Source organism: Nocardia sp. No.11, assembly GCF_038752175.1.
Classification (GTDB): Bacteria; Actinomycetota; Actinomycetes; order Mycobacteriales; family Mycobacteriaceae; genus Nocardia; species Nocardia canadensis.
Genome location: NZ_JBCGFB010000034.1, coordinates 1 through 24472, shown reverse-complemented (window position 1 = coordinate 24472; position 24472 = coordinate 1). Strand labels below are relative to the sequence as shown.

The following is a 24472-nucleotide window of genomic DNA, read 5'->3' as shown; positions in this document are numbered from 1 at the left end:
CGTTCCTGATCTGTTGTTACCGTCTGCTCGTGACCGAAGTTTCGCGCCCCGCGCTCCGTCTCGGCATTCTCGGCGCCGCCGCCATCGCCCCCGCGGCGATCGTGGGTCCGGCCGAGCGCAATCCGGAGGTCGCCGTCACGGCGGTGGCCGCCCGCGATCGCGCCCGGGCGGTGCGGTTCGCCGGCAAGCACCGGATCGCGCGCGTCTACGGCGACTATCAGGAACTGGTGGAGGCTCCCGAGATCGACGCCGTCTACATTCCGCTGCCGAACGGTCTGCACGGTCGCTGGACCCGCGCCGCGGTGGCGGCGGGCAAGCACGTGCTGTGCGAGAAGCCGTTCACCGCCAACGCCGACGAGGCCCGCGAAATCGCCGCGCTGGCAGGGGATTCCGGTCGCGTGGTGATGGAGGCGTTCCACTATCGCTATCACCCGCTGATCCGGGCCGCCGAGGACATCGTCGCCTCGGGCGAACTCGGCACGCTGCGGCGGGTGGAGACCGCGCTGTCGTTCCCGCTGCCGAAGTTCTCCGACATCCGCTACGACTACGACCTCGCCGGCGGCGCGCTGATGGATGCGGGCTGCTACGCCGTGCACATGGCCCGCGTCCTCGGTGGCCCGGACCCCGAGGTCGTCGACGCGCGGGCCAAGCTGCACGACGACCCCCGGATCGACCGGGCGATGACGGCCGAACTGCGGTTCCCGGCCGGGCACACCGGGCGCATCAGCTGCTCGATGTGGTCCTCGGACGTGCTGCGCATCAGCGCGACGGTCGTCGGCGACCGCGGCCGGATGCGCCTGCTCAACCCGGTGCTGCCGCACTACGGACATCTGCTCCTGGTCCGCTCCGACCAGGGCAGGCGCGTGCGCCGCTTCCCGCACCGCCCGTCCTACGACTACCAACTCGACGCCTTCGCCGACGCGGTCTTGCGCGGGACGCCGGTGGCCACCACCGCGGACGACGCGATCACCACCATGTCCGTCCTCGATGCCATCTACCGCTGCGCCGGGCTGCCACTACGCCTGCCCAGCTGAGCGCTCGTCGAGGAAATCGACGATGTGCCCGAACACGTCCAGTGCCGCGCCACGGCCGATGAACGTGTCCAGGTGCCCGTACGACGGGATCTCGGTGTAGCGCACATCGAGCCCGGGATTGCGCACCGCCAGTACCTCGTGACAGAGCCGGTTGGAATCGAGCCAGGCCGCGTTGCGGCTGCCCGCCAGCAGCAGTACCGGGCAGTCGATGCGGTCGGCGTGGTCGAGCGCGTTCTCGGGCAGTGCCCGGTAGCGGTCGTCGGACAGGTTCCAGCGCACGACCGCGTGGGCGAGTTCCATCTGCCGCAGGTGCGGCAGCACCGACAGCGGAATCGCGCCGAACAGCTCGGCCAGCCGGTCGTGGGTACGCGGGTCGAGGTGATCGTGCGCGAACAACTCGGCGCCCATTCCCCAGCCGTGGTGGACCATCCGGCAGGTCGGATCGGGACAGTCCCCCTTGCGTGAGAGGGCCGCGTAGAGCAGGGTGCGCCGCGACCACAGCCCGACCTTGCGGAAGTCGGATTCGAGGTGGCCGACGCGGGAGCCGAGCAGTTCACTGCCGACCAGCACCCGGACCCGGGTCGATGCGCTCACCTTCGGGGTGAGGAAGACACCCTGGGCGACGACACCGGCCAATCCGGGCAGCAGGCCGGCGGTCAGGCTCTGCGCCAGCGCCAGCGCGCCGACGCAGTGCGCCACCGCGAACAGCGGTCGATCGCCGATGTGATCCCGGATCCGGGCGACCGCGGCGGGCAGGTCGTAGAGCGCGACATCGTCGAGGGTGTACGGCGGGCCGGAGACGTTGTAGGGCAGGCGGCTGCTGCCGCGCCAGTCGAGCAGCCACGACTGGTAGCCCGCGTCGGCGAGAACGTCGACGAGATTGCGGATCTCGGTCAGCGCGAACATCTCCGAGGACACCCCGTGGCCGTGCACCAGCAGCGCCGCGGGCGCGCCGTCGGGGCCGACGCGGCGCAATCGCAGGTCCAGGCCGTCGGCGGTGCGGACCGTGATCGTCTCGGGTTCGGTGGTCACCGGGGACTCGGTCATCGGCGGCGCTCCTTCCGCAGGGCGCGTCGCAGGTCGAGCAGGTCGATGCCGACGCGCAGCATGGGCTCCATAACGCTCTTGCCGAGCTGCCCGCCGAACCAGCTCAGCCACAGCAGCTTCGCCAGCCGCCGTTGCCGTTCGGGCAGTCGCGGGTCGATCTCGATGCCGTCGATCTGGTCGGGCAGGTAGGTGTGCATCGGCACGGCGACCTCGCCGGTGTAGGCGCCGGGTTCGCCGATGCGGCCGATCTCGACGACCTGGATGCCGAGCTGACGGACGAATCGGCGCCGGGCGGCGGCGAACTTGTAGCCGGTCCACCACCAGGTGCTGCCCGCCGCGTCACGCAGGGTCAAGTCGTACCGCATGATCGGGTGCCGCAGGTCGTCGGCCAGCGGGATCCCATCGTGCGGGCGGACCGTGGCGGTGCCCTCGATGCGCAGCGGTTCGGCGTGCAGGGCGGGGCAGGTGAGCTCGCCGGTGACGTCGAGCGTGCGCGCCGCGAAGACCTGCGCGCTGTCGGCCACCGACAGTGTCAGCCGCAGGTCGCACGGAAACGGCGCCGATTCGCCTGTGCGGGTGACGGTTCCACTGAGCGTCTCGTGGAAGCGCAGGTAGGGGTGCTCGCTGTCCGGGGCCATGGCCGCCATGGCGGTGAGCATCCGGGCGCGCGCCGGGCCCGCGGCGGCGGGTGCGGGCAATCCGTGGGCGGCGACGAAAGCCGCGGTCCGGGTCGCGATCGCGGGCGGGGTGTTCACCATGGCCGCCAGCTGTCGCCGGGCCACGGGGCTGCCCAACACCTGGGCCAGTGGCGCCAGTTCCGCCACACCCTCGTCCTCGACCGCGCGCACCACGTCCGCGCACCACTGCGCCCAGTCCTGCACGCGCACACCCAGGCCGCCCAGCGTGGTCTCGGCCATGATCTGGTCGAGCGAGGTGGGCGGACCGGTGAGATGGTAGGTCTGACCCCACGCGTCCGGGGTGAGGACGATCTGCGCGGCGACGCGGCTGACCCAGTCCACCGGCGCCGCGTTCAGATACCGGAAGCCGGGCACGGTCCGCAAGCGCAGCAGGGCCGCGGTGATTCCGGTGTTGAGGTCGCGGGGATTGTGGGCACCGGTCTCGGGATGACCGCCGATTCCGCCCGGACGCAGCACGGTCACCGTCAGCCCGTGCTCGCCCGCCCGCCGCAGCAGCGCCTCGGCCGCCCACTTCGACCGGTCGTAGCCGATGGGCAGGGCGGCGACATTCGCGGTGGGCGCGTCCTCGGCCAGCGTCGTGGCGGTCGCGCCGTTGAACACCGCCAGCGACGAGATGTGGTGCACCGGTTTGGACCGCGTGGTGCAGGCCAGCTCGGCCAGGGTGAGCGGACCGTGGACGTTCGTGCCGCGCAGCGACGGATAGCCGCGCAGGAAGTCGACCGCGGCGCCCGCGTTGACGATCGCGTCGACCTCGGCGGCCAGCGATTCCCAGCGCGCGTCGGTCAGGCCGAGCCGGGACGCGCGCAGGTCCCCGGCCAGTGGGGTGACCCGGCGCAGGATCTCCCGCGACCACGGCAGGGCGTAGCGCCGCAGCGCGTGTTCGAGCCGCTGCGTCGCGGCCGCGTCGTCGTCGGCCCGGACCAGGCACACGACATGGGCGTCGCTGTGCCGCAACAGGTCCAGCAGCAGGTGACTGCCGAGGAATCCGGTCGCGCCGGTCAGCAGGATCCGGCGCGGGACCACCCGCTCCGGCGCGGCGACCACCGGAAGGCGATCGGCCCCGGCCAGATCCGCGAAAAGCAGGGCCAGGTCATCGGTGTCGGGGATATCCGGGGATGTGGGCGGCGCCACCTTCGACGGTGCGACGGATTCGGTGGCTGTCGCGGTCCGGTCGGCTGTTTCGGCCAGCCACCGCTGGGCCAGCCGACGCGGTCGCGCATCGAAGAACACCGTGTCCAGGTCGAGCTGGACATCCAGCTCGCGCGCCAAGGCCGCGACCAGTTCGACGGCCGCGATGGATGTGCCGCCCGCGTCGAAGAAGTCGGTATCGACGCCGACCGGCGAATCGGCGAAACGAGCGGCCAGGGCGGCGATCGCGAGGGCCAACTCGTCGGCGTCGGTGCCGGTCACCAGGGCACTGCGCCCCGAGGCGATCCCCTCCGGTGTCTCGCGGCCGGTCGACCCCGAGGCACCGGACCCCGTCGCGCCGACGCTACTGCCGGACCCCGCTATGCCGGGCTCGGTCACCCCGCTACCGCTGGACTTCGCAGCGCCAGGCGCGGTCCCGTGCCCACCGCCGGACTCCGCAACGCCCAGCTCCGTCGCGCCACTACCGCCCGACTCCGCGATACCGGGCACGGGACCACTGCCCGACTCGGCGGTCTGCGGGCGGCCGGTCGCCACCCCGGCACCACCGCGGACGCCGACACGAGCCAGCAGCGCGGCGACATCCATTCCCGCTGCGCCACTGTCGATCGACTCGCCGAGGGCGCGGCGGTCGACGGCGGGATTGCGGGGACCGGTCACTGCGTCCTGACTCGTCATTCGGGCACCTCTCCGGCGGGCACCGGGGTGTGCCAGGAACGGAACGCGCGCAGCCGTTCCGGTGTCGTCGACACCTTCTGCGCGTCGTCGTGGATGTCGTGCCCGTGCAGGCGCGCGGCCAGGCGGCGGGCGGGGGTGTTGCGGGCGGTGTTGTCGACCGTCATGCGGACAGTCGCACAGCCCAGCGCCTCGGCCCGGTCGGCGACCCAATGCAGCAGCCGCTCCTCCACACCGCGACCCAGGGCCCGGCAGCTGAGCTGCCAGCCGGTGACGCGCAGACTGTCACCGTCCACGCGCAGCGCGAGCACGGAGATCAAGCCGTAGTCACCGAACCGGTCGCGCGCGGTGGCGGTCCACACCTCACCCTCGGTGCGCCAGCGATCCAGGTCGTCGACGGTGACGGCGGCGAGGGTGAACTGGGTGGTCCGGCGCACGAGCTGGTGGGCCCGGGGGGCGGAGTCGTCGGTGAGCGCCTCGATGTTCACCACCAGGTCGAGCTCGTCGAGGAACTGCTCGAACTCGACCCCCGCGCGCGCGATGTCGCGGGCGGACTCCTGACGGTAGAACTCGGCCCGGCTCCGGTCCTCGGCGGTCGTGGCGAGCGGAACGAGTGGCCACAGGCGGGTGAGCAACGACGGGAGTTCGTCGGCGGGCGGGCAGGTCACGGCGAGGACTTCCGGGAGTTCGGCGCGCATCCGCGCGATCTCCACGGGGTTGTCGTCGAGATAGCAGAAGGTGTCCAGCCCCAGTCGCAGCGAGTCGGCGACGGCGGCCAAGCGCCCCGGCTTGGCGTCCCATCCCGTCGAGACCACGGCGAAATCCGCAGGGCGCAAAGGACTGTCCGGACGCTCGAGGATCGCGCGGACGATGTCGTCGTCGTTGTTGGTCACCAGTACCAGCAGGGTGCCCGCGTCGCGCCAGTGCCGCAGCCTGGCGGCCAAGGCCAGCCGAGGCGCATCGAAACGCACTCCCGCGGCACCGCTTTCGCCTGCCGTTCCGCTCCACAGCGTGTCGTCGCCGTCGACGGCGATCACTTTCGGCGCGGGTTCGCCTACTGCCGTGACGGTCGCGGCCAGGGTCAGCGCCACCGCGGCCTGGAACTCCGGCGTGAACGGCAGGTGCGCGAGGATCTCGGTGCGCTCGTCGAAGGGTGCCTCGACCGCGTGGAATCGACTCCAGTCCGAAGGCTCGAGCAGGGCGACGCCGGGCGCCTCCCGCAGCCGTTCGGTGACATCACGCTCCCAGCCCGAGAACCGCGGAGCGGGCCGAGACGAGGGCAGGATGCCGACGATGATCGGCCGACGCGTCCGCGCGACGACATCGGTGATCGCCGACGGGAACGCGGTGGCCAACTCGTGCAGCACATCGTCGCCGAGATCGCCGAAACGTTCCAGGTCCGTGGCACGGACCAGCACGATGCCGATCTCGGTCGACTGCTGCGCGAACACGCCCGACGGGTCACGCAGACACAACAGCACCTGGTGATAGGGCGCCTCGGCGACGGTGAGCGCCGTGTCCGCGGCGGCCGCGAGCAGTTCGGGCAGCCGCCCCAGCGCGAAGGTCGCGCCGAGCGCGACCCGCGGACCGGACTCCGACTGCGGCCCGGCACTTTCCGTCCCGGCGGGCGCGCCGGGATCGGCGACCGCCGCAGCGACGACATCGAGGTAGTACCTGCCGAACTCGGCACAGGTCGGCGCGTCGATGATGTCGGTGTTGTAGGTGAACCACACCTGATCGGTATCCGGCAGCACCGCGATCATCAGATCGAGGTCCGAGAAGCCGGTGCTCACCGGGACGATCTCCGCGGTGGCCACCGCGGAGTTGGCGCGCAGATAGTTGAAGTAGACCTCGACCATCGGTGCGTTGTCCCGGTACAGCCCTTCCCCGGCCAGGGCGGCCAGCACCTCGGCGAAGCCGGCGCCCGGCGCGAGGAGGGTGCGGAGCCGGTCGGCGGTGCGGCGCAGGACATCGGCGACGCGATCGCCGTCGGCCACCTCCGCCGGGAACGGCACGGGCACCCCGAAATATCCGACCGCGTCGGTCGCGTCCGCGTGCATACGGGTGTCGACCGGCACCGCGAGCGCGAACCGCTCGACCTGTTGCCGCCGTGCCAGGGCGACGGTCAGCGCGCCGAGGAACAGCGCGGCCGGGGTGATCCCGAGCTCGCGTGCCCGATCGGCCACCCGGTCGTGCAGTCCGTCCGGCAGGTCCAGGGCCACAGCTGCGGCGCCGTAGGTGCGCTCGGTCGGTCGGGGCCGGGCGAGCGTCAGCTCGAGTCGCCGCGCCCCGGCGAAGGCAGCGCCCCAGCGGGCCACGGCGGTGTCGTCGCGTCGGCTCGGCTGTGCGGTGAGCAGCTGGTGCAGGTCCCGGTTGGTGACGGTGTCGTCGAGCGGGACACCGGACAGCTCGGTCGCGAGTTCGCCCGCGACCAGCAGCATCGACTGCACATCGCTCATGCCGTGGTGCGCGCCGAACAGCAGCACCTGACCGGCCGATCCGGCGTCGAGCAGTTCGAAACGCCACAGCGGGCCGGTCGCCGGATCGAACGGCAGCGCCATCAGGGCGCGGAAGTGTTGTTCGACGACGGCGTCCTCGAGTCGTTCCAGCGCGCGCCACCCCACCGACAGCTCGGCCTCGCGACGGATGGCCAGCTCGCGGCCGTGGGCCTCGCTGGGCCGGATGGTGGTACGCAAGGCGGCATGGCGCCGGGCGAGCCTGCCGACAGCGGACTCCAGCTGCGCCCGGGTGACCGGTACCGGCACCCGGACGGCGACGCCACCGGTCTGCGCGGCGCTCGGAATGCCGAGCTGTTCGGTGCGCAGCAGCCGCATCATGTCCCGGGTCACCGGCAGTACCTCGACCTCGGGGACCTCGACCGCCACGGCGGCGGTGCTGTCGCCGTGGCGACGGCCGACTTCGTCCACGAGATACCCCGCGAGATCGGTCAGGCTCTGCTCGGCGAGGATCGTGCCCAGGGGCACCGCGATTCCGGTGTGCTCGCGCACCTTGTTCCGCAGTTCCACCGCCATCAGCGAATCCAGGCCGAGGCTCTGGAACGACGTCGCGACCTCGACCGTCTCGGTGCCGCTGTGGCCGAGGACTTCGCCCGTCCACCCGGCCAGCGCGGCCGTGGCGGTGGCGATCGCTTCGGCGCGGGGGGCGGTGCGCAGTTCGTCGGCGAAACGCGAGCTCACCGCCGCGTCGATGGTCGCGCGCTCGGCCACGGCACGGCGGGGCGCCCGCCGGACCAGCCCGTGCAGCAACGGAGGGACCGCCGCCGACCCGCGAAGCACGGCGGTGTCCAGCAGCAGCGGTACCAGTAGCGAATCACCCTGTGCGAGTGCGGCATCGAAACACGCCATCCCGTCGGGGACGGCGAACGCGCGGACACCGGCGCGGGCGATGCGCGCGATATCGGCACGAGCCAGGTGGTCGTGCATGTCGACTTCCCAAGCGCCCCAGGCCAGGGCCTGCGCGGGAAGACCGAGCGACCGGCGATGCGCGGCGAGCGCGTCGAGATAGGCGTTGGCAGCCGCGTAGTTGGCCTGGCCCGGGGTGCCGAACAGGCCGCCCGCCGCGGAGAACAGGACGAACATCCACAGCGGACGATCCGCGGTGAGCTCGTGCAGATGATGCGCCGCGTCGACTTTCGGGCGTAGGACCGCGGCCAGCCGCTCCGGGGTGAGCGAGCCGATCGTGGCGTCGTCGAGAACGCATGCCGCGTGCACGACACCGGCCAGTGGCAGCCCGTCGAGCAGATCGGCCAGCGCGGACCGGTCGGTGATGTCAGCGGCGGCGAACCGCACCCGCGCACCCCGCTGCTCGAGGTCGGCCCGCAGCTGCCCCCCGCCGGGGCCGTCGAGGCCGCGCCGGCTGACCAGGACCAGGTTCCGTGCACCGTAGGCGTCGACCAGGTGGCGCGCGAGCGCCGAGCCGAGGCGGCCCGGCGCACCGGTGATCAGCACCGCGCCGTCGTCCAGGGCGATCCGGCGTGGCGGCGTGGTCTCGGCGACCTCCGACAGCCGGGTCAGCCTCGGCACGAACGCGCGACCGTCGCGCACGAGGAGCTGCTGCTCGCCGGTGGTCAGCAGCGCCGGGTAGTCGAGGCCGGGGTCGGTCGAGTCGACCAGGACGATCCGGCCGGGGTTCTCCGACTGGGCCGAACGCACCAGGCCCCACACGACCGCACCGGCGGGGTCCGGGCTGATCGAGGACGCGGGCAGCGCCGAGGAATCGCTCCGGGCGAGCTCCGGCGGATTCTCGGCCACCGCGCCGCGCGTGCGCACCACGAGGGTGGATCGCTCGAAACGGTGGTCGCCGAGGAAGGTCTGGAGCTGAGCCAGCACCTCCCGGGCAGTGGCGTGCACCGCGCTGGGTGATCGCCCTTCGGGAACGCCGAGCACGACCGTCGCGCCGGGGGCGGGCCACTCGACCACCTCCGACGACCCCGCCGCGGTCGGCAGTACCACCGGCGTCCAGGTCAGGCGGTACAGCCGACGCAGTGCCGCCGCCGGTGACGCCCCCTGCCACCGGGTGATGTCGACCGGACGCGACAGCAGCGACCCCACCGACACGACCGGACGGCCGGTCCGATCCGTCGCCGTCAGCGTGACCGCGTCCGGTCCGGACCGGGTGAGCCGCACCCGCAGCGCGGTCGCGCCGGTCGCCGACAGCACGACATCGGACCAGACGAACGGCAGCAGCGCGTGCTCGCCGTCGCTCGCGAACAGCGCGGTGGCGTGCAGGGCGGCGTCGAGCAGGGCGGGGTGGATGCCGAAGGCGGCCGCGTCGTCGTGTGCCTGCTCGGGCAGTTCGACGTCGACGAACAGGTCGTCGTCACCTCGCCAGGCGGCACGCATCGCCCGGAACACCGGCCCGTACCGATGACCTCGGGCGAACAGCCGATCGTAGAGTTCGCCGACATCGACGGACTCCGCACCGGTCGGAGGCCACACCGACGAATCCAGCTGTGCCGGTGCGACTCCCGGTTCCTCCGCGAGCAGCCCGTCGGCGTGCACTGTCCACTGCGCGTCCGGATCGTGCTCGTCGCGGGCGTAGACGCGCACGGTGCGCCGGTGCTCGGCGTCGGCGCCACCGACGACCACCTGGATCTGCACGGCGGCGCGCTCGGGGACCAGCAGCGGGGCCCGCAACACCAGTTCCCGCACGACCGGGCAGTCCACCTCGTCACCGGCGCGGATCGCCCATTCGACCAGTGCCGCGCCGGGCACCAGAACGGCAGAGGGTCCCGCGTGATCGGCGACCCAGGGATGCCGGGCCCGGGACAGTCGTCCGGTGAGGGTGACCCCACCAGACTCCGGGTGCGCGACCACGGCGCCGAGCAGCGGATGCGTGATGTCGTCGAGGCCGCTCGCGCCCGTGGCGCGGTGGCCGCTGTCGGTCCAGAATCGCCGCTCGTCGAACGCGTAGGTGGGCAGGTCGATCCGGCCGGGGCCGGGGGCCAGCCTGGTCCAGTCCAGATCGTGGCCGGCCGCGTACAGCACCGCCTGCGATCGGGCCAGCGCTTTCGGCCCGTCCTGATCCCGTACCAGCGAACCGACGGCGATCACGTCGCGCCCGAGCTCCTCCGACACCGTGCGCACGGCGGCCGTCAACGACGGATGCGCGCCGAGTTCCACGAAGTAGCGGAAGCCGTCGCCGACCATCCGCTCGACGGTGGCCGCGAAGCGCACGGTCTCGCGAGCGTTGCGGTACCAGTAGTCCGGTCCCGTCGGCGCGGTCGTCACCGGTTCGCCGGTCACCGTCGAATACCACGGGGTGGTGGGCACGTGCGCGGTCGTCTCGGCCAACTGCGTGGTCAGGTCCGAACGGATCTCCTCGATGATCCGGCAGTGCCCGGCGAGACCGGGACCCGAGGCGCCGAGCCGGGTGTAGATACCCGCGCCGTCGAGTTCGGCGAGCAGTTCGGCCACGGCGGCCTGCTCACCGGCGACGATGGTCGAGCGCCGGATATTGACCGCCGCGATCGACACCCGGCCGTCGTAGGCGAGCAGCCGCGCGGCGACCTCGGCCTCGGGCAGGCCGATCATCGCCATGGCCGCGGGCTCGTCGATGGCCTGCATCAGGCGGCTGCGGGTGACGACGATCCGCGCGGCATCGTCGAGGGCCAGCGCGCCCGCGCAGTACGCGGCCGCGATCTCGCCCTGGCTGTGCCCGAGCACGGCATCCGGGACGACGCCCGCCGCCCGCCAAGTGGCGGCCAGCGCGGCCATGGTCGCGAACAGCAGTGGCTGGACGACAGGGAAATCGACGAGGTCGGCGGGGGTCGAGCTGGCCAGCCGGTCGGTCAGCGACCAGCCGAGATGCGCACCGAACGCCTTGTCGCACAGGTCGAATTCCGTGCGGAACGCCACCGAGGCCGCCAGCATGTCCAGGGCCATGCCGACCCACTGCATGCCCTGCCCGGGGAAGACGAAGGCGGTCTTGGCGGTGGTCAGCACCGGCCCGTCGCCCACCACCACATTCGCCGAAGCCCGCCTCTCGACCAGGTCGCGCAGCGCGCCGACCATCTCGTCCCGATCGGTGGCCACCAGGACGGCGCGGCGCTCGAACTGCGTGCGTTCTGTGGCCAGCGCACGCGACACGGCCCACGGTTCGGCACCGGGATCGGCCAGCACGAACTCCAGCAGCCGCTCGGCCTGCCCGTGCAGTGATCGTTCGCTGCGCGCCGAGATCGGCAGCAGCGCCACCGACGCCGCCGGGCCGGATTCCGCGGGTGCGGGGACCGGCGCGGGTTCCTCGAGGATCAGGTGCGCGTTCGTGCCGCTCAACCCGAAGGCGCTCACTCCGGCCCGGCGCGGCCGGTCGCCGCGTCGCCACGGCGCCGTCTGTCCGTGGACGGCGACCCCGCTGCGCTCCCAATCGACATGGGGCGAGGGCACATCCACGTTCACGGTGGCCGGAATGCGCTGGTGTTCGAGCGCGAGCACCAACTTGATGACGCCGGCCACGCCCGCCGCGGCCTGGGTGTGACCGAGGTTCGACTTCAGCGACCCGACCCCCAGCGGCCGCCCCGGATCACGCCCGGGTCCGTACACCCGCGCCAGGGCCCGAGCCTCGATCGGATCGCCCAGCGCGGTCCCCGTACCGTGCGCCTCCACATAGTCGATGTCGTGCGGCGCCAGCCCCGATGCGCGCAACGCCGCGCGCAGGACCTGCTCCTGCGCAGCGCCATTGGGTGCGCTCAGCCCCTGACTGCGGCCGTCCTGGTTGACCGCGGACCCCCGCACGACCGCCAGCACCCGATCACCGTCGCGGTGCGCGTCGCTCAGCCGCTTCAGCAGGACCATGCCCGCGCCTTCGGCCCACACGGTTCCGTCGGCGTCGGCCGAGAACGGCGCGCACCGGCCGGTCGGCGACAGCACACCCAACCGGCACAGCTCGATATGGGCGACCGGTGACATGAGCAGGGTGGCGCCGCCCGCCAGGGCGAGATCGCACTCCCCCGCTCGCAGCGCCTGCATCGCCAGGTGCATCGCCACGATCGAGGACGAGCACGCCGTGTCCAGGGTGACGGCCGGACCGTGCAACCCCAGCGTGTAGGAGATCCGCCCCGAGGCGACGCTGGGCGAAAGCCCCGTCCCCACTTGACCGTTCAGCTGTTCGGGCGCGGGATCGGCCAGATACCCGGTGCTGTACACACCCAGGTACACGCCGGTGGCGCTGCCGTGCAGGGTCCGGGGATCACGCCCCGACCGCTCGATGGCCTCCCAGGCCAGCTGCAGCATCATCCGCTGCTGCGGGTCCATGACCGCCGCTTCGCGCGGGCCGATGCCGAAGAACGCGGCGTCGAAGCGGTCGATCCCGTCGACGTACCCACCACGGAACGTATACGCCGTGCCGGTCGCGGAGGTGTCCGGGTTGTACAGGCCGTCGATGTCCCAGCGGCCCGGCGGCACCTCGCCCAGCCCGTCGGCCTCGCTGTCGAGCAGCCGCCACAGCGCCTCGGGGGAATCGGCGGCGCCCGGGAACCGGCAGGACATGGCGATGATCGCGATCCCGTCGTCGTCGCTGTCCTCGCTCGCCGCCGCGTCGACTACCGGGGACGGCGCGGGCGCGTCCTGCGTCGGTGCCGTCAGCACGGTGGCGACACCGTCGATCGTGGGATGGTCGAAGAACAGATTGGTGTCGATGAAGCGGCCGGCGAAGTCCGACAGGTCCACCACCAGCTCCACCAGATCGGCCGAGCCCAAACCGAATTCGACGAGCGGGCGGTGCACGTCGATCCGCTCGGGGTCCAGCAGCGACTGCCGGGCGATCGCGGCAACGAGCCAGTCCCGCACGGCCTCCGCCGAGAGCTCCGAGGCCGGCTCGCCTGCCGCGGGCTCGGCGGCGATGTCGGCGGACTCGTCCTCCGGCGAGCGCACTGGACCGGCCTGCAGTGTCAGCAGTTCGCCGGACAGATAGGCCGACCGGCACGCCGAGCGCTGGATCTTCCCGCTGCTGGTCTTGAAGATCGTGCCCGAACGGATCAACAGCACCGCGGCCACCGTGAGCCCGTGCTCGGTCGCCACCGCGGCCCGCACGGCGCCTTCGATCGCGGACAGTTCGGCGGGATCGGTCTCGCGCACCTCCGCCACGACCACCGGCTGCTCGCCGTCGAGATCGACGGCGATGGCCGCCACGCACCCCGCGCGCACCCCGCGGTGCGCCGCCTCGACGGTGACCTCGATGTCCTGCGGATAGTGGTTGCGCCCATCCACGATCACCAGATCCTTGCGCCTGCCCGTGACGAAAAGCTCACCGGCGGAGAGAAATCCCAGATCGCCGGTACGCAAGAACTTCTCGTCGCGTCCGGGTAGCGCGGCCCCGAAGACCTCGGCGGTGGCCGCCGCGTCCCGGAAGTAGCCCGCCGAGACGCTGCCGCCCGCCACCCAGATCTCGCCTTCCTCCCCCTCGCCGCGCTCGGTTCCGCGCTCCGGATCGACGACGGCCACCGAGATTCCCGGCACCGCGCTCCCGACGCCGACGAGTTCGCCACCGCGCGTAGGACTTCCGGTGATGGGCACGATCGTCGGCGCGGCGGTGGTGGCCGGCGCGGTGACGATCAGGGTGGCCTCGGCCAGGCCGTAGACCGGCTGCTGGGCCGTCGCGCGGAATCCGGCGCGCGCGAAAGTGTCGGCGAAGCGGCGTACAGTGCCCGCCCGCACGGGTTCGGAGCCGTTGAACGCGACCCGCCACGAGCTCAGGTCCAGGTCGTCGAGCTGCTCGGGCGCGATCCGGCGCAGGCACAGCTCGTAGGCGAAATTCGGTCCGCCGCTGGTGTGCGCGCGATAGGTGGAGATCGCGCGCAGCCACCGTTGCGGCCGCTGCAAGAAGTGCAGCGGCGACATCAGCACCGAATGCGCCCCGCGATACACCGTGTGCAGTAGCGGCGCGATGAGTCCCATGTCGTGGTACATCGGCAGCCAGCTGGCGAACAGCGCGCCGTCGTGGTCGGCGATCCGGTCGTGCCCGAGTCCGGCGGTCAGCGCCGCCTGGTTGTGCAGCAGGTTGGCGTGGGTGAGCACCACGCCGCGTGGCGCGCTGGTCGAGCCGGAGGTGTATTGCAGGAACGCCACCGAGTCGGGTCGCAGCTCGGGTTCGCGCCAGCGCAGGGCGGCCGCGCTGGGCAGGTCGTCGGTCGACAGCCACGGCACCCCGGCCAATTCCGGGATCTCCACGCCCAGCGCCGCCGCGTCCGCGAGGATCCGGCGCGGCGCCAGGACGATGTCGACCTCGGCGTGGGCCACCATCCGCCGCAAGCGCCGCAGCGACCGGTTCTCCCACTCCGGCAGCGGTGCGGGCACCGCCACCACACCGGCGGCCAGACAACCGAAGAACGCCTCGGCGAACTCGGGCCCGGCCGGGTAGAGCAGCAGCGCGCGCCGCGGCGCGCGATCCTGCAGGACCGCTCCGATGGCGCGTGCTCGCCGCCCCAGTTCGGCATAGGACAATTTGCGCACGACACCATCGACGTCACCATTGTCCAAGAACCGATACACCACCTCGGCCGGTCGATTCTCGACCTGGGCGAACAATGTGTCGACGAAAGTGTTGAGCACGAACTACTTCCTCTGACCGTGGAACCCACTGACTGCGCCCACAATAGCGGCCGCGCGAGCATGCAGCGGGAGTCGTGAACATCGACCACGGCATGGTGAGCCCCGATAATTGGGGGCATCGAATTTCCGACACCGCATGGCACAACGGCAATTTCGCGGTGAGGATGGCGGAGTGTCACAGACCCCGATCTCGCTGCGCGACCTGCCCCGACTACCCCTGCGCCGGCTCGGCGAGCTGGGCACACTGCTGCGCCCGGGCACCCAGAGTTCCCCGCTGCGGGAATTCGGCGAGCGGTTCGTCGTCGATCCGCCGGGATTTCCCACGATGCTGGTCACCCACGAACCCGGCGATGTGCGCGCGCTGTTCGCCAATCACGACGACTTCTCCATCGGTCAGGTGCTGAGCCGCTTCTCGAGTCACGACGTGATGTTCGGCAAGCAGACGATGATCTTCCTCGACGGTGACGAGCACCGTCGCGAGCGCAAGCATTTCGCGCCGCCGTTCCAAACCGCCGCACTGCGTTCCTACGAGGACCTGATGGTCGAGGTGGTCGAACGAGAACTGCCGAAGTGGCCGGTGGGTGAGTCCTTCGAATTCCTGACCGCCGGCTACGACCTCGCCATCGGCGTGCTGCTCGGTGTCGTCTTCGGCGAGGTCGCGCCCGAGCGCCGGGACCGGCTGAAGAACGCGGTCGGCGCGTGGTTCGGCGAGATCGAGAGCCGCGGATTCCTCGCCGTCACCCTGATCACCCCGTTCCTCGGCGGCCTGACCATCCCCTATCCGCCGCTGCGCCGTGCCCAGCGCGAGGTCGACGCCGTCATCGTCGAGGAGATCACCGCCCGCCGGGCCGCCCCCGAGCGCGCGACCGAGCGCCGCGACGTGCTCTCGCGCTACATCGGCACCGATCTCGACCAGCACGACGATCCCGCGCTGGCCCGCAATATGCGCGGAATCCTGCTGGGCGCCTACGAGACCACCGCCATCACCCTCGGCTGGATCGCCGCCATGCTGGCCGCCCATCCCGGCGCCATGGCCGAGGTCGACACCGCTGTCGACACCGGTGACGGCGCGCGCCTGGACGCCTACCTCGACGCGGTAGTCGCCGAAGTCATGCGCCTGCGTCCCGTCTCGCCGTTCACCGGCCGACGGGCGTTGCGCGACACCGAGATCAACGGCATCACCATCCCGCAGGGCGCGATCGTCATCGTGCCGATCCTGCTGATCCACGAATCCGAGCACCACTACCCGGACCCGATGACCTTCCGCCCCGAGCGCTTCCTCGACCAGCGGCCGAGCACCAGCACCTGGCTCACCTTCGGCGCGGGCGCGCACCGCTGCCTCGGCGCGCAGTTCGCCCTGGCCGAGGCGCGCATCCTGTTCCGCACAGTGCTCGAACATCGCCGCATCGCCCCGATCGAGGGCCCCATCGAGCCGCCGCGGCGCTATCACACCGGTTTGAGTCCGGCCGACAACGCGCGCATCACCCTGCTGCCCCGCTGACGAGAGCGACGGCCGGCCACAGTAGTGTTGCCGGAAGTGTGCTGGCCGTTCATCGGCGGCGGCGATCTCCGAGGAAGGGACTGTTGTGAACCGCACCCTGCTCGTCACTTCCGTGCTCGCCTTCGCGCTGCTCGGGGCCGGTTGCTCGCGCGCTTCCGACCCGGTGCCGACCAGCACGACGACCCCACCCACCACCACCCCCACCGGCTCCACCAGCACCGTCCCGCTGCCGACCGGCAACCGCCGAGAGGGCGATTCCTACGATCCGACCGACCCGAACAGCGTGTGCTTCGGCGCCAAGCCCGACCTGCCCCGCCCGTACCCCGGCTGCCCCGGCTACGACCCGGGTCAGCCGCACGGATAGCCGATTCGTCGCCCGCCGGACAGCCCTGGCGACTCCGTAGGATCGGTGCGGTGTCATCAGCTCCGCAGTTCCGTTTTCGACGTTCCCGACGCGCTCCGGCGCGGATCGTGCCGAAACCGGCCGTACCGACGGCGCGGGCGATCGTCGATTGCGGTGTCTATGTGGACGGGCGGCGCCTGCCCGCCCGGTGCACCCCGGCCGCGGCGCTGGCGGAGGTACGGCGTCGAGGCGAGGGGTTCGTCTGGGTGGGTTTGTTCGAACCCGATGCCCGGCAGATGAGTGAGATCGCGGGGACGTTCGGGCTGCACTCGCTGGCGGTCGAGGACGCAGTGAGGGGCAACCAGCGGCCGAAGCTGGAGCGCTACGACGACACGTTGGTCACGGTGATGCGCACGGTCGCCTATGTCGAGCACGACATGGCGACGGTGAGCGAGATCGTGCAGACCGGGGAGATCATGGTGTTCACCGCACCCGATTTCGTGGTCGCGGTCCGGCGCGGTGAACATTCCGGGCTCGCCGATGTCCGGCAGCGGTTGGAAGCGGACCCGCAGCGTCTCGCGCGGGGGTCGGGTGCGGTGCTGCACGCGATCACCGATCACGTGGTCGACTCCTACATCGCCGTCGCCCAGTCGGTGGAATACGACGTCGACCAGATCGAGGAGGAGTTGTTCACCCCGCGCAGCCGGTTGCCGATCGAATCGATCTATCAGCTCAAGCGCGAGATCGTGGAATTGCGGCGGGCGGTGAGCCCCTTGGGGCAACCGTTGCAGCTGCTGACCCGCCCCGAGGCGCCGTTGCCGAAGGAGATTCGCCGCTACCTGCGCGACGTGGCCGATCACCACACCGGTGTCACCGAGCGGATCAACGACCTCGACGAGTCGCTGACCGCGTTGGTGAACGCGGCGGTGGCCAAGATCGCCGTCCAGCAGAACGCCGACATGCGCCGGATCTCGGCGTTCGTGGCGATCCTGGCGGTGCCCACGATGATCGCCGGCATCTACGGAATGAACTTCGACTACATGCCGGAGCTGAAACAGGGCTGGGGCTATCCCGTGGTCTTGGCGACCATGGCGATCGTGTGCTCGGCACTGGTAGTGGTGTTCCGCCGGATCAGGTGGCTCTGACGGGACTACGAGTCGCCGAGTTCGACCGATTCTTCGCCGAGCACGTCGAGAGCGGGCGGCGTCCGGCGCCGACGCGGCTCGAGCTGTCGCTGTCGGCCGGGGCCGAAACCACGGCGCGTGAGCTCGCCGCGCGGGAATCGAGCTGCTGCTCGTTCTTCGTGTTCACCTTCGACGGCGACGCGATCATGCGGATCGAGGTTCCCGCCGCTCAGGTCGCGGTGCTGGACGCCCTGGCCGCGCGCGTCGATCTCGCCATCGAGTCGCGCTCCGACAGGTGACGAGTTCGCGCACGGGCACGACGGCGAACGTCGACACCTGAGCCTCGGCCGGGCCGATCGCCTCCTCGCGGTGTCAGCGGCGGTGTCAGGTGGACGTCAGCTCGGTATCAGGCGGTCCGGCGACAGTTGTGCACATCGAACACACCGACCGGCACCGTTTCGATCGGCGCCACCACCGATTTCGAGGAGCACCCGACATGTCCATCATCACGCTGACCGACCAGGACAACAGCACCCTGCGCACCGCGGCCTACGGCGCCGTGTCGCTGCTGGCGGCCGCGGGCGCGCCGCACAAGGCGATCTCGCACGGCACGATCGCACTCACCTCGGCGACCGGACTGGTCGGGCATGTGCTCGCGGCCAAGTCCGCAGACATTCACCTGCACGGCAAGTCCGTCGCCGAACTCGCCGACCAGGTGCTGCCGAGCCTCACGGCGGCCATGCGCCTGCTCGGCGCGCACCACCCGGCCGAAGCCGAGAACTTCCGCGACACCGTGCTGACCGCGACCGAATCCGCCACCCAGTTCACCAACGGCCGGCCCAGCCCTGCCGTGACCGCGATGCTCCACAAGATCACCGCCGCCCTCGACGCGGCCTGACCCCGCCGAGGCCAGATCGGCCCTGCCCGGCGAAGCGCCCACCTGGCAGATTGCCTGCGGGCGCTTCGCCCATTGCCGTCGAGCGGTCAGGTGGTGACGTCCCGCGACATCGAACCGGCTGAGGAGACTGCGGCGGTGTCCCGGCTCGACCCGATCCACCGCCCCTCGGCCCCACCCGCGAGAGACTCACGTCGGGTTGATCCGAAATGGCTCGAGAACCGTCGTGACCAGCGTCAACGCGACGCTCACCGCATGATCGGCGCCGCCATCGGCCAGGCCGAGTAGCGGATCCAGCCCCTGGACGTGCGGGGCCAGGGCCAGATGCGGAAGCATCAGCAGCAGCAGCGCCAGCAGGGCATCGGTGTCGGCATCGCGGCGGATCACCCCGGTGTCCACCGCGCGTTCGATGAGGGGACGCAGGACCGCCAGGTAATGCCGGTTGACGGCCTCACGAACCGCCGTACGGGCGACCGGGTCGGGTTCGAGGTTGGTGGCGGCGGTCATGGCTCGCTCGAGCGGATGCCCGTAGAAATACCGCACCCAGGTCTCCACCAGTTTCTCGAACGAGCCGACGAAATCGGTGTCCCACGGCAGTTCGGCCGCGGCCGCCTCGATGGTCGAGCGGATCCGTTCACTGGACTGTTCGGCCAGGTAGACATACATGTCCGCCTTGTCGGTGAAGTACTGGAACAGGCTGCCCTTGGCGACGCCCGCCTCCCGGCAGATCGTGTTGAGACTGCCGCCGCTGAACCCCCGCGCGGCGAACTCGGCCTCGGCGGCCGCCACCACGGCGGCGCGGCGGGCGGGCGCGAGCCGGTCCCATGTCCCTGTCGGCATCACTGCTCTCCTCTGCCCGCGGGCTCTTGACGGTGCGACCACTCGATCGTACAGTGACCAGTGGTCATATGACCACTGGTCACAAAGGAGTGTGCAATATGTTCGACCCCTCCAAGGGCGCCCGGGTGTGCGTGATCGGCGCGGGCTCGGCCGGCATCGCCGCGGTGAAGGTGCTGGCCGAACGCGGCCTGGACGTGGACTGTTACGAGCTGTCCGACCGGGTCGGCGGCAACTGGGTGTGGGGCAACAGCAACGGCGTCTCGGCGGCGTACAAGTCACTGCACATCAACACCTCGCGGCAACGGATGGAGTTCAGCGACTTCCCGATGCCCGCTCACCTGCCCGACTTCGCCCGCCACGATCAGATCGCGCAGTACTTCGCCGACTACGTCACGCATTTCGGATTCGGCGAGCGGATCCGGTTCCGCACCGGCGTCACCCATGTCGCCCCACAAACCGACGGCACCTTCGACGTCACCCTGTCGACCGGCGAGATCGTCTGCTACGACGCGGTTCTCGTCGCCAACGGCCACCACTGGGATCCCCGCCTGCCCGAGCCGATGTTTCCCGGCGCGAGTGAATTCCGCGGACAGATCATGCACTCCCACGCATATACCGACGAAGCGCAGCTGGCAGGCAAGCGCGTCGTCGTACTCGGCATGGGTAACTCGGCGATGGATATCGCCGTCGACGCCTCGTATCACGCGGCACAGACCTATCTCTCGGCCCGCAGCGGCGTCCACGTCATCCCGAAATACGTCTGGGGGCGACCCTATGACCAGATCGGCGGAGCGGAATGGATCCCCTCCTTCCTGCGCTGGCCCTTGGCCCGGCGACTGATGGCCGCCGCCACCGGACCGATGACGCGATACGGCCTGCCCGCACCGGATCACAAATTCGCCCAGGCACATCCGACGATGTCGAGCCGCATCCTGGATCGGCTGGCGCACGGCGCGATCACACCGGTACCCACCATCGAGCGGTTCGACGGCGACGAGGTCGTCTTCGCCGACGGCCGCCGCGTCGCCGCGGATCTGGTGGTGTTCTGCACCGGCTACAAGATCAGCTTCCCGTTCTTCGACCCCGGTTTCCTCGACCCCTCCGGCGACAACCGGATCGGCCTGTACCGCAGGCTCTTCCATCCGGACGTCCCCGGTCTGTACTTCCTCGGCCTGATCCAGCCGTTGGGCGCCATCATGCCGATCGCCGAACGCCAGGCCCATCTCGTGGCCGATCACCTGCACGGCGTCTACCACCTGCCCGACCGCCGGGCGATGGAGCGGGAGATCACCGCGCATCGTCGGGGACTGGAACGTCGCTACGTGGCGTCCAAGCGGCACACCATCCAGGTCGATTTCGACGATTACATGCGCGATCTGCGCCTGGAGCGCCGCCGCGGCGCCGCCCGCCCCGCCGGGATGTCGAGTGCCGATTACCCGACCGCGTCCGTGTCGGCGCGCCGCGAACGCGAGCTCGAGGTGACGCCGCGATGAGCAGCGAAATCCTGCGATTTCCCTCCGTGGCCGGCGAACGCTGCGCCGCGACGCTGTACCTGCCCGAGGGCGAGCGGCCGCCCGTGATCGTGATGGCGCACGGCCTCGGCGCGGTCCGGGCAATGGGTCTGGCCGCCTATGCCGAACGGTTCACGGCCGCGGGCTACGCGTGTCTGGTGTTCGACTACCGGTATTTCGGCGACAGCGACGGCACACCCCGGCACCTGCTCTCGACCACCGAACAACGCGCCGACTGGGCCGCCGCACTCACCTTCGCACGGCAGCTGCCTCAGGTGGACGGTGAGCGAATCATCGCCTGGGGCACCTCCTTCGGCGGCGGGCATGTCATCTACACCGCCGCGCAACGTCCCCCCGGTCTCGTGGCCGCGATCGCGCAGTGCCCGTTCACCGACGGCGTGGCCTCCACCCTGGCGGTCCCTGCGATCAGCTCGGTGAAGGCGACCGTCGCCTGGCTGCGCGATGTCGTCGGCACCCGACTCGGACGCGCGCCACACATGATCGCCACCGCCGGGCCCGTCCACAGCACGGCGCTGATGAGCGCTCCCGACGCCGAACCCGGCTATCTGGGCCTGGTCCCGCCCGGCATGGACTTCCGTAACGAGGTCGCCGCGCGCGTGGTGCTCGATATCCTCACCGACCGGCCCGGTCGTCTCACCCCCGATGTCCAGGTCCCGATCCTGTTCTCGGTGTGCGAGACCGACTCGGTCGCCCCGGCCGGGCCCACTCTGCGCTACGCCGCCCGCGCGCCTCGAGGCGAGATCCGCACCTATCGGGACGGACACTTCGACATCTACCGCGGTGCGGCCTTCGATCGCGTCGTCGCCGATCAGCTCGACTTCCTGCGGCGGCATGTGCCGACGGCCCCGCTCGGCGAAGGAGTATCCCTTCCCTAGCCGGACCCATCGTGCGGGCACACTGAGGGGGATGAGATCCGAGGTGACCACCCGCCGCACGCGACCGCGCAATCGTCGCACGATCATCCTCGCCGCCGCGTTCGACGCGTTCGCGCACGACGGGTATCACGACACGTCGATGGCGATGGTCGCCGCGCGGGTGGGCATTTCTCCCGGCGCGCTCTACCGGCACTTCGACAGCAAGCAGCATCTGCTCGGACAGTGTCTGCTCGCCGGATTGGACGACGCGCTGGCCCGGCTCGAGGGTACCTACCGGCGGTGCCCCGCCGGTGACACGGTGGTCGTCGAACTGGTCCAGGTGGCGCTGGACCGGCGTGGCCTGCCCCGGCTGTGGCAGCTCGAGTTCCGCCATCTGCACCCGACCGACCGGATCGCGGTACTCCTGCGGGCCGCCCGGATCACGGAGTTCCTGCGCCGGACCCTGCGGGCGCAACGACCGGATCTGCGGCCCGCCGACGTGGAACTGCTGAGCTGGGCGGCCTTCTCGGTCGCGGCGAGCCCGGCCTATCACCGGCTCGAGCTGCCCCCGCCGGTCGCGGCGCGAATTCTCGTCGCGACCGTGCGGGCGGTTCTGGCCGTGGAGCTCCCCGCGTCCGGGGCAGGCGCGGCGCACGTTCGCGCGCACTGGGCGGCCAGCGACCGTCCCGGACTCGACCGCACGGTGCGTCGCGAACGCCTGCTCGCCGCGGCCGCGCACCTGTTCACCGCCCGCGGCTACCCCGGGGTGAGCATCGACGACATCGGTGCGGCCGTCGGCATCACCGGCCCCGCCGTCTATCACTACTTCGACAGCAAGGCTCAGCTGCTCGACGAGATCGTGCGCCGACACGACGAGTGGGTGCACCTGATGGTCTCGCGCGCGCTGTCGCACGGCTGCGATCCCGGGGAAGCGCTGCGGACCCTGACCCGCAACTTCGCCCGGTTCGGCGTCGACGAACCCGACCTGCTCGCCATCACGGTCAGCCAGACCCGGTATCTGCCGACGGCGGCCGAACGCCGGTACCGGCAGGTGCGTCAGGACGGGATCGGCCGCTGGGCCCGGATGCTGCGGACCCAGCGTCCGGAAGTGGCACCACCGGTGGCGCGCATGCTCATCCGCGCGGCGACCACGGTGGTCATCGAAGCGGTCCGCAACCCACGGCTGGCCGCGCGCCCGGATCTGGTCGACGTCCTGGTCACGGTGGCCGAACGGATCCAGGCCGTCCCGCTCGACCTCACCCGGCCCTGATAGTGATTCACGCCACTCCCGGGCCCCGTCCTCCCGGCCATCGACGGCCGATCACCAGCCGCTGGACCCGGCCACCTCGCCCGACCTCGTTTTAGGCTCCGTTCACTTATCGTTGCCGACCGCCGAGCCGTGCCGCACAGTGTGCCGCGGGAGCCGCACCGCCGCTCCCCTGTTCCCCCGGACGCGGCGCGTCCCCGGCCCACCGAGAAGGCAACGTTCGTGAGTCATTACAAGAGCAACGTGCGAGACCTCGAGTTCAACCTGTTCGAGGTGTACGGACTCGACACCATCCTCGCCGCAGGCACTTTCGGTGATATGGATGCCGACACCGCGCGCTCGGTGCTCAGCGAGGCGGCCCGGCTCGCCGAGGGCCCGGTCGCGGCACCGTACGCCGACGCCGACCGCAACCCGCCCACGTTCGACCCGGCCACACACACGGTCTCGCTGCCGGAATCGTTCAAGCGCGCCGTCCGCGCCTGGTACGACGCGGAGTGGTGGCGGCTGGGTAAGGCCGAGTCGCTCGGCGGTGTCGCCGCCCCGGCCATCCTGGAATGGGCGGTCACCGAGTTCGTCCTCGGCGCCCAGCCTGCCGCGCACATGTACAGCATGGGTCCGGTGATGGCCGACATCCTCGACCGCGTCGGCAACGACCTGCAACGCGAATGGGCCCGCATCATCGTCGAGCGCGGCTGGGGCGCCACCATGGTGCTGACCGAACCCGACGCAGGCTCCGACGTCGGCGCGGGCCGCACCAAGGCGATCGCGCAGGAGGACGGTTCCTGGCACATCGACGGTGTGAAGCGGTTCATCACCTCCGCCGACTCCGACGATCTGTTCGGCAACATCGTGCACCTGGTGCTCGCCCGTCCGGAAGGCGCCGGCCCCGGCACCAAGGGCCTGTCGCTGTTCTTCGTGCCGAAGTTCCATTTCGACTCCGCCACCGGCGAACTCGGCGACCGCAACGGCGTGTTCGTCACCAACGTCGAGCACAAGATGGGTCTGAAGGCCTCGGCCACCTGTGAGCTCACCTTCGGCGGCCACGGCGTGCCCGCCAAGGGCTGGCTCGTCGGTGACGCGCACAACGGCATCGCGCAGATGTTCGAGGTCATCGAGAACGCTCGCATGATGGTCGGCACCAAGGCCATCGCGACGCTGTCGACGGGGTACCTCAACGCGCTCGAGTACGCCAAGACCCGCGTCCAGGGCGCCGACCTGACCCGGATGGCCGACAAGACCGCGCCCCGCGTCACGATCCTGCACCACCCCGACGTGCGCCGTTCGCTGCTCATGCAGAAGGCCTACGCCGAGGGCCTGCGTTCGGTGTACCTGTTCACCGCCGCGCATCAGGATCCCGAAGTCGCCCAGCACGTTTCGGGCGCCGACGCCGAACTGGCCGCGCGGGTGAACGACCTGCTGCTGCCGATCGTCAAGGGTGTCGGCTCCGAG

14 protein-coding genes are annotated in these 24472 nt (G+C 70.9%); 10 read left to right on the top strand and 4 right to left on the bottom strand.

The window, feature by feature from the left end; all coding sequences use genetic code 11:
• Positions 1-29 precede the first annotated feature (29 nt).
• The gene (locus V8688_RS13325) at positions 30-1034 is read left to right on the top strand and encodes a Gfo/Idh/MocA family oxidoreductase (protein ID WP_342800908.1); all 1005 of its coding nucleotides are present in this window, start codon (positions 30-32) and stop codon (positions 1032-1034) included.
• Here the strand turns inward: V8688_RS13325 and V8688_RS13320 are convergent.
• From V8688_RS13320 to V8688_RS13310, 3 genes are read right to left on the bottom strand one after another with little or no spacing between them, the layout of a single operon-like run.
• Positions 1017-2081 carry an alpha/beta fold hydrolase gene (locus tag V8688_RS13320; RefSeq protein WP_342800907.1) on the bottom strand — a complete coding sequence of 355 codons (1065 nt, stop codon included), beginning with the start codon at positions 2079-2081 and terminating at the stop codon, positions 1017-1019. The genes V8688_RS13325 and V8688_RS13320 overlap by 18 nt on opposite strands.
• On the bottom strand, positions 2078-4603 hold the full coding sequence (locus V8688_RS13315; RefSeq protein WP_342800906.1) for a thioester reductase domain-containing protein: 2526 nt from the start codon (positions 4601-4603) through the stop codon (positions 2078-2080). The genes V8688_RS13320 and V8688_RS13315 overlap by 4 nt, the downstream gene beginning before the upstream one ends.
• Positions 4600-14667 carry an HAD-IIIC family phosphatase gene (locus V8688_RS13310; RefSeq protein ID WP_342800905.1) on the bottom strand — a complete coding sequence of 3356 codons (10068 nt, stop codon included), beginning with the start codon at positions 14665-14667 and terminating at the stop codon, positions 4600-4602. Before V8688_RS13310 ends, V8688_RS13315 begins: the two co-directional genes overlap by 4 nt.
• A 172-nt stretch (positions 14668-14839) precedes the next feature.
• On the opposite strand from V8688_RS13310, the gene V8688_RS13305 reads away from it, so the two are divergent.
• From V8688_RS13305 to V8688_RS13285, 5 genes are all read left to right on the top strand, one after another.
• Entirely contained in the window at positions 14840-16168 is a 1329-nt protein-coding gene (locus V8688_RS13305; protein WP_316574563.1) for a cytochrome P450, read from the top strand.
• Positions 16169-16253: 85 nt separating this feature from the next.
• On the top strand, positions 16254-16532 hold the full coding sequence (locus V8688_RS13300; RefSeq protein WP_218717809.1) for a hypothetical protein: 279 nt from the start codon (positions 16254-16256) through the stop codon (positions 16530-16532).
• 50 nt (positions 16533-16582) lie between these two features.
• Positions 16583-17656: a magnesium and cobalt transport protein CorA gene (locus tag V8688_RS13295; RefSeq protein WP_342800904.1), complete on the top strand. Its 1074-nt coding sequence runs from the start codon at positions 16583-16585 to the stop codon at positions 17654-17656.
• Positions 17647-17934 (top strand): hypothetical protein, encoded by a 288-nt coding sequence (locus tag V8688_RS13290; protein WP_342800903.1) that lies wholly within the window; start codon positions 17647-17649, stop codon positions 17932-17934. The genes V8688_RS13295 and V8688_RS13290 overlap by 10 nt, the downstream gene beginning before the upstream one ends.
• A gap of 197 nt (positions 17935-18131) precedes the next feature.
• Complete coding sequence (locus V8688_RS13285; protein ID WP_218717806.1) at positions 18132-18533, top strand: hypothetical protein; 402 nt, start codon at positions 18132-18134, stop codon at positions 18531-18533.
• A 186-nt stretch (positions 18534-18719) separates the two neighbouring features.
• On the opposite strand, the gene V8688_RS13280 is transcribed toward V8688_RS13285, so the two are convergent.
• On the bottom strand, positions 18720-19370 hold the full coding sequence (locus V8688_RS13280) for a TetR/AcrR family transcriptional regulator (RefSeq protein WP_342800902.1): 651 nt from the start codon (positions 19368-19370) through the stop codon (positions 18720-18722).
• A gap of 98 nt (positions 19371-19468) precedes the next feature.
• Here V8688_RS13280 and V8688_RS13275 point away from each other — a divergent pair, with 98 nt between their 5' ends.
• From V8688_RS13275 to V8688_RS13260, 4 genes are all read left to right on the top strand, one after another.
• Entirely contained in the window at positions 19469-20863 is a 1395-nt protein-coding gene (locus V8688_RS13275; RefSeq protein WP_342800901.1) for an NAD(P)-binding domain-containing protein, read from the top strand.
• The gene (locus tag V8688_RS13270; protein WP_342800900.1) at positions 20860-21777 is read left to right on the top strand and encodes an alpha/beta fold hydrolase; all 918 of its coding nucleotides are present in this window, start codon (positions 20860-20862) and stop codon (positions 21775-21777) included. The genes V8688_RS13275 and V8688_RS13270 overlap by 4 nt, the downstream gene beginning before the upstream one ends.
• A 31-nt stretch (positions 21778-21808) precedes the next feature.
• Positions 21809-23026 (top strand): helix-turn-helix domain-containing protein, encoded by a 1218-nt coding sequence (locus V8688_RS13265; protein WP_342800899.1) that lies wholly within the window; start codon positions 21809-21811, stop codon positions 23024-23026.
• A 219-nt stretch (positions 23027-23245) separates the two neighbouring features.
• Positions 23246-24472 (top strand): acyl-CoA dehydrogenase family protein (locus V8688_RS13260; protein WP_342800898.1); only part of this gene is annotated, 1227 nt, incomplete at its 3' end.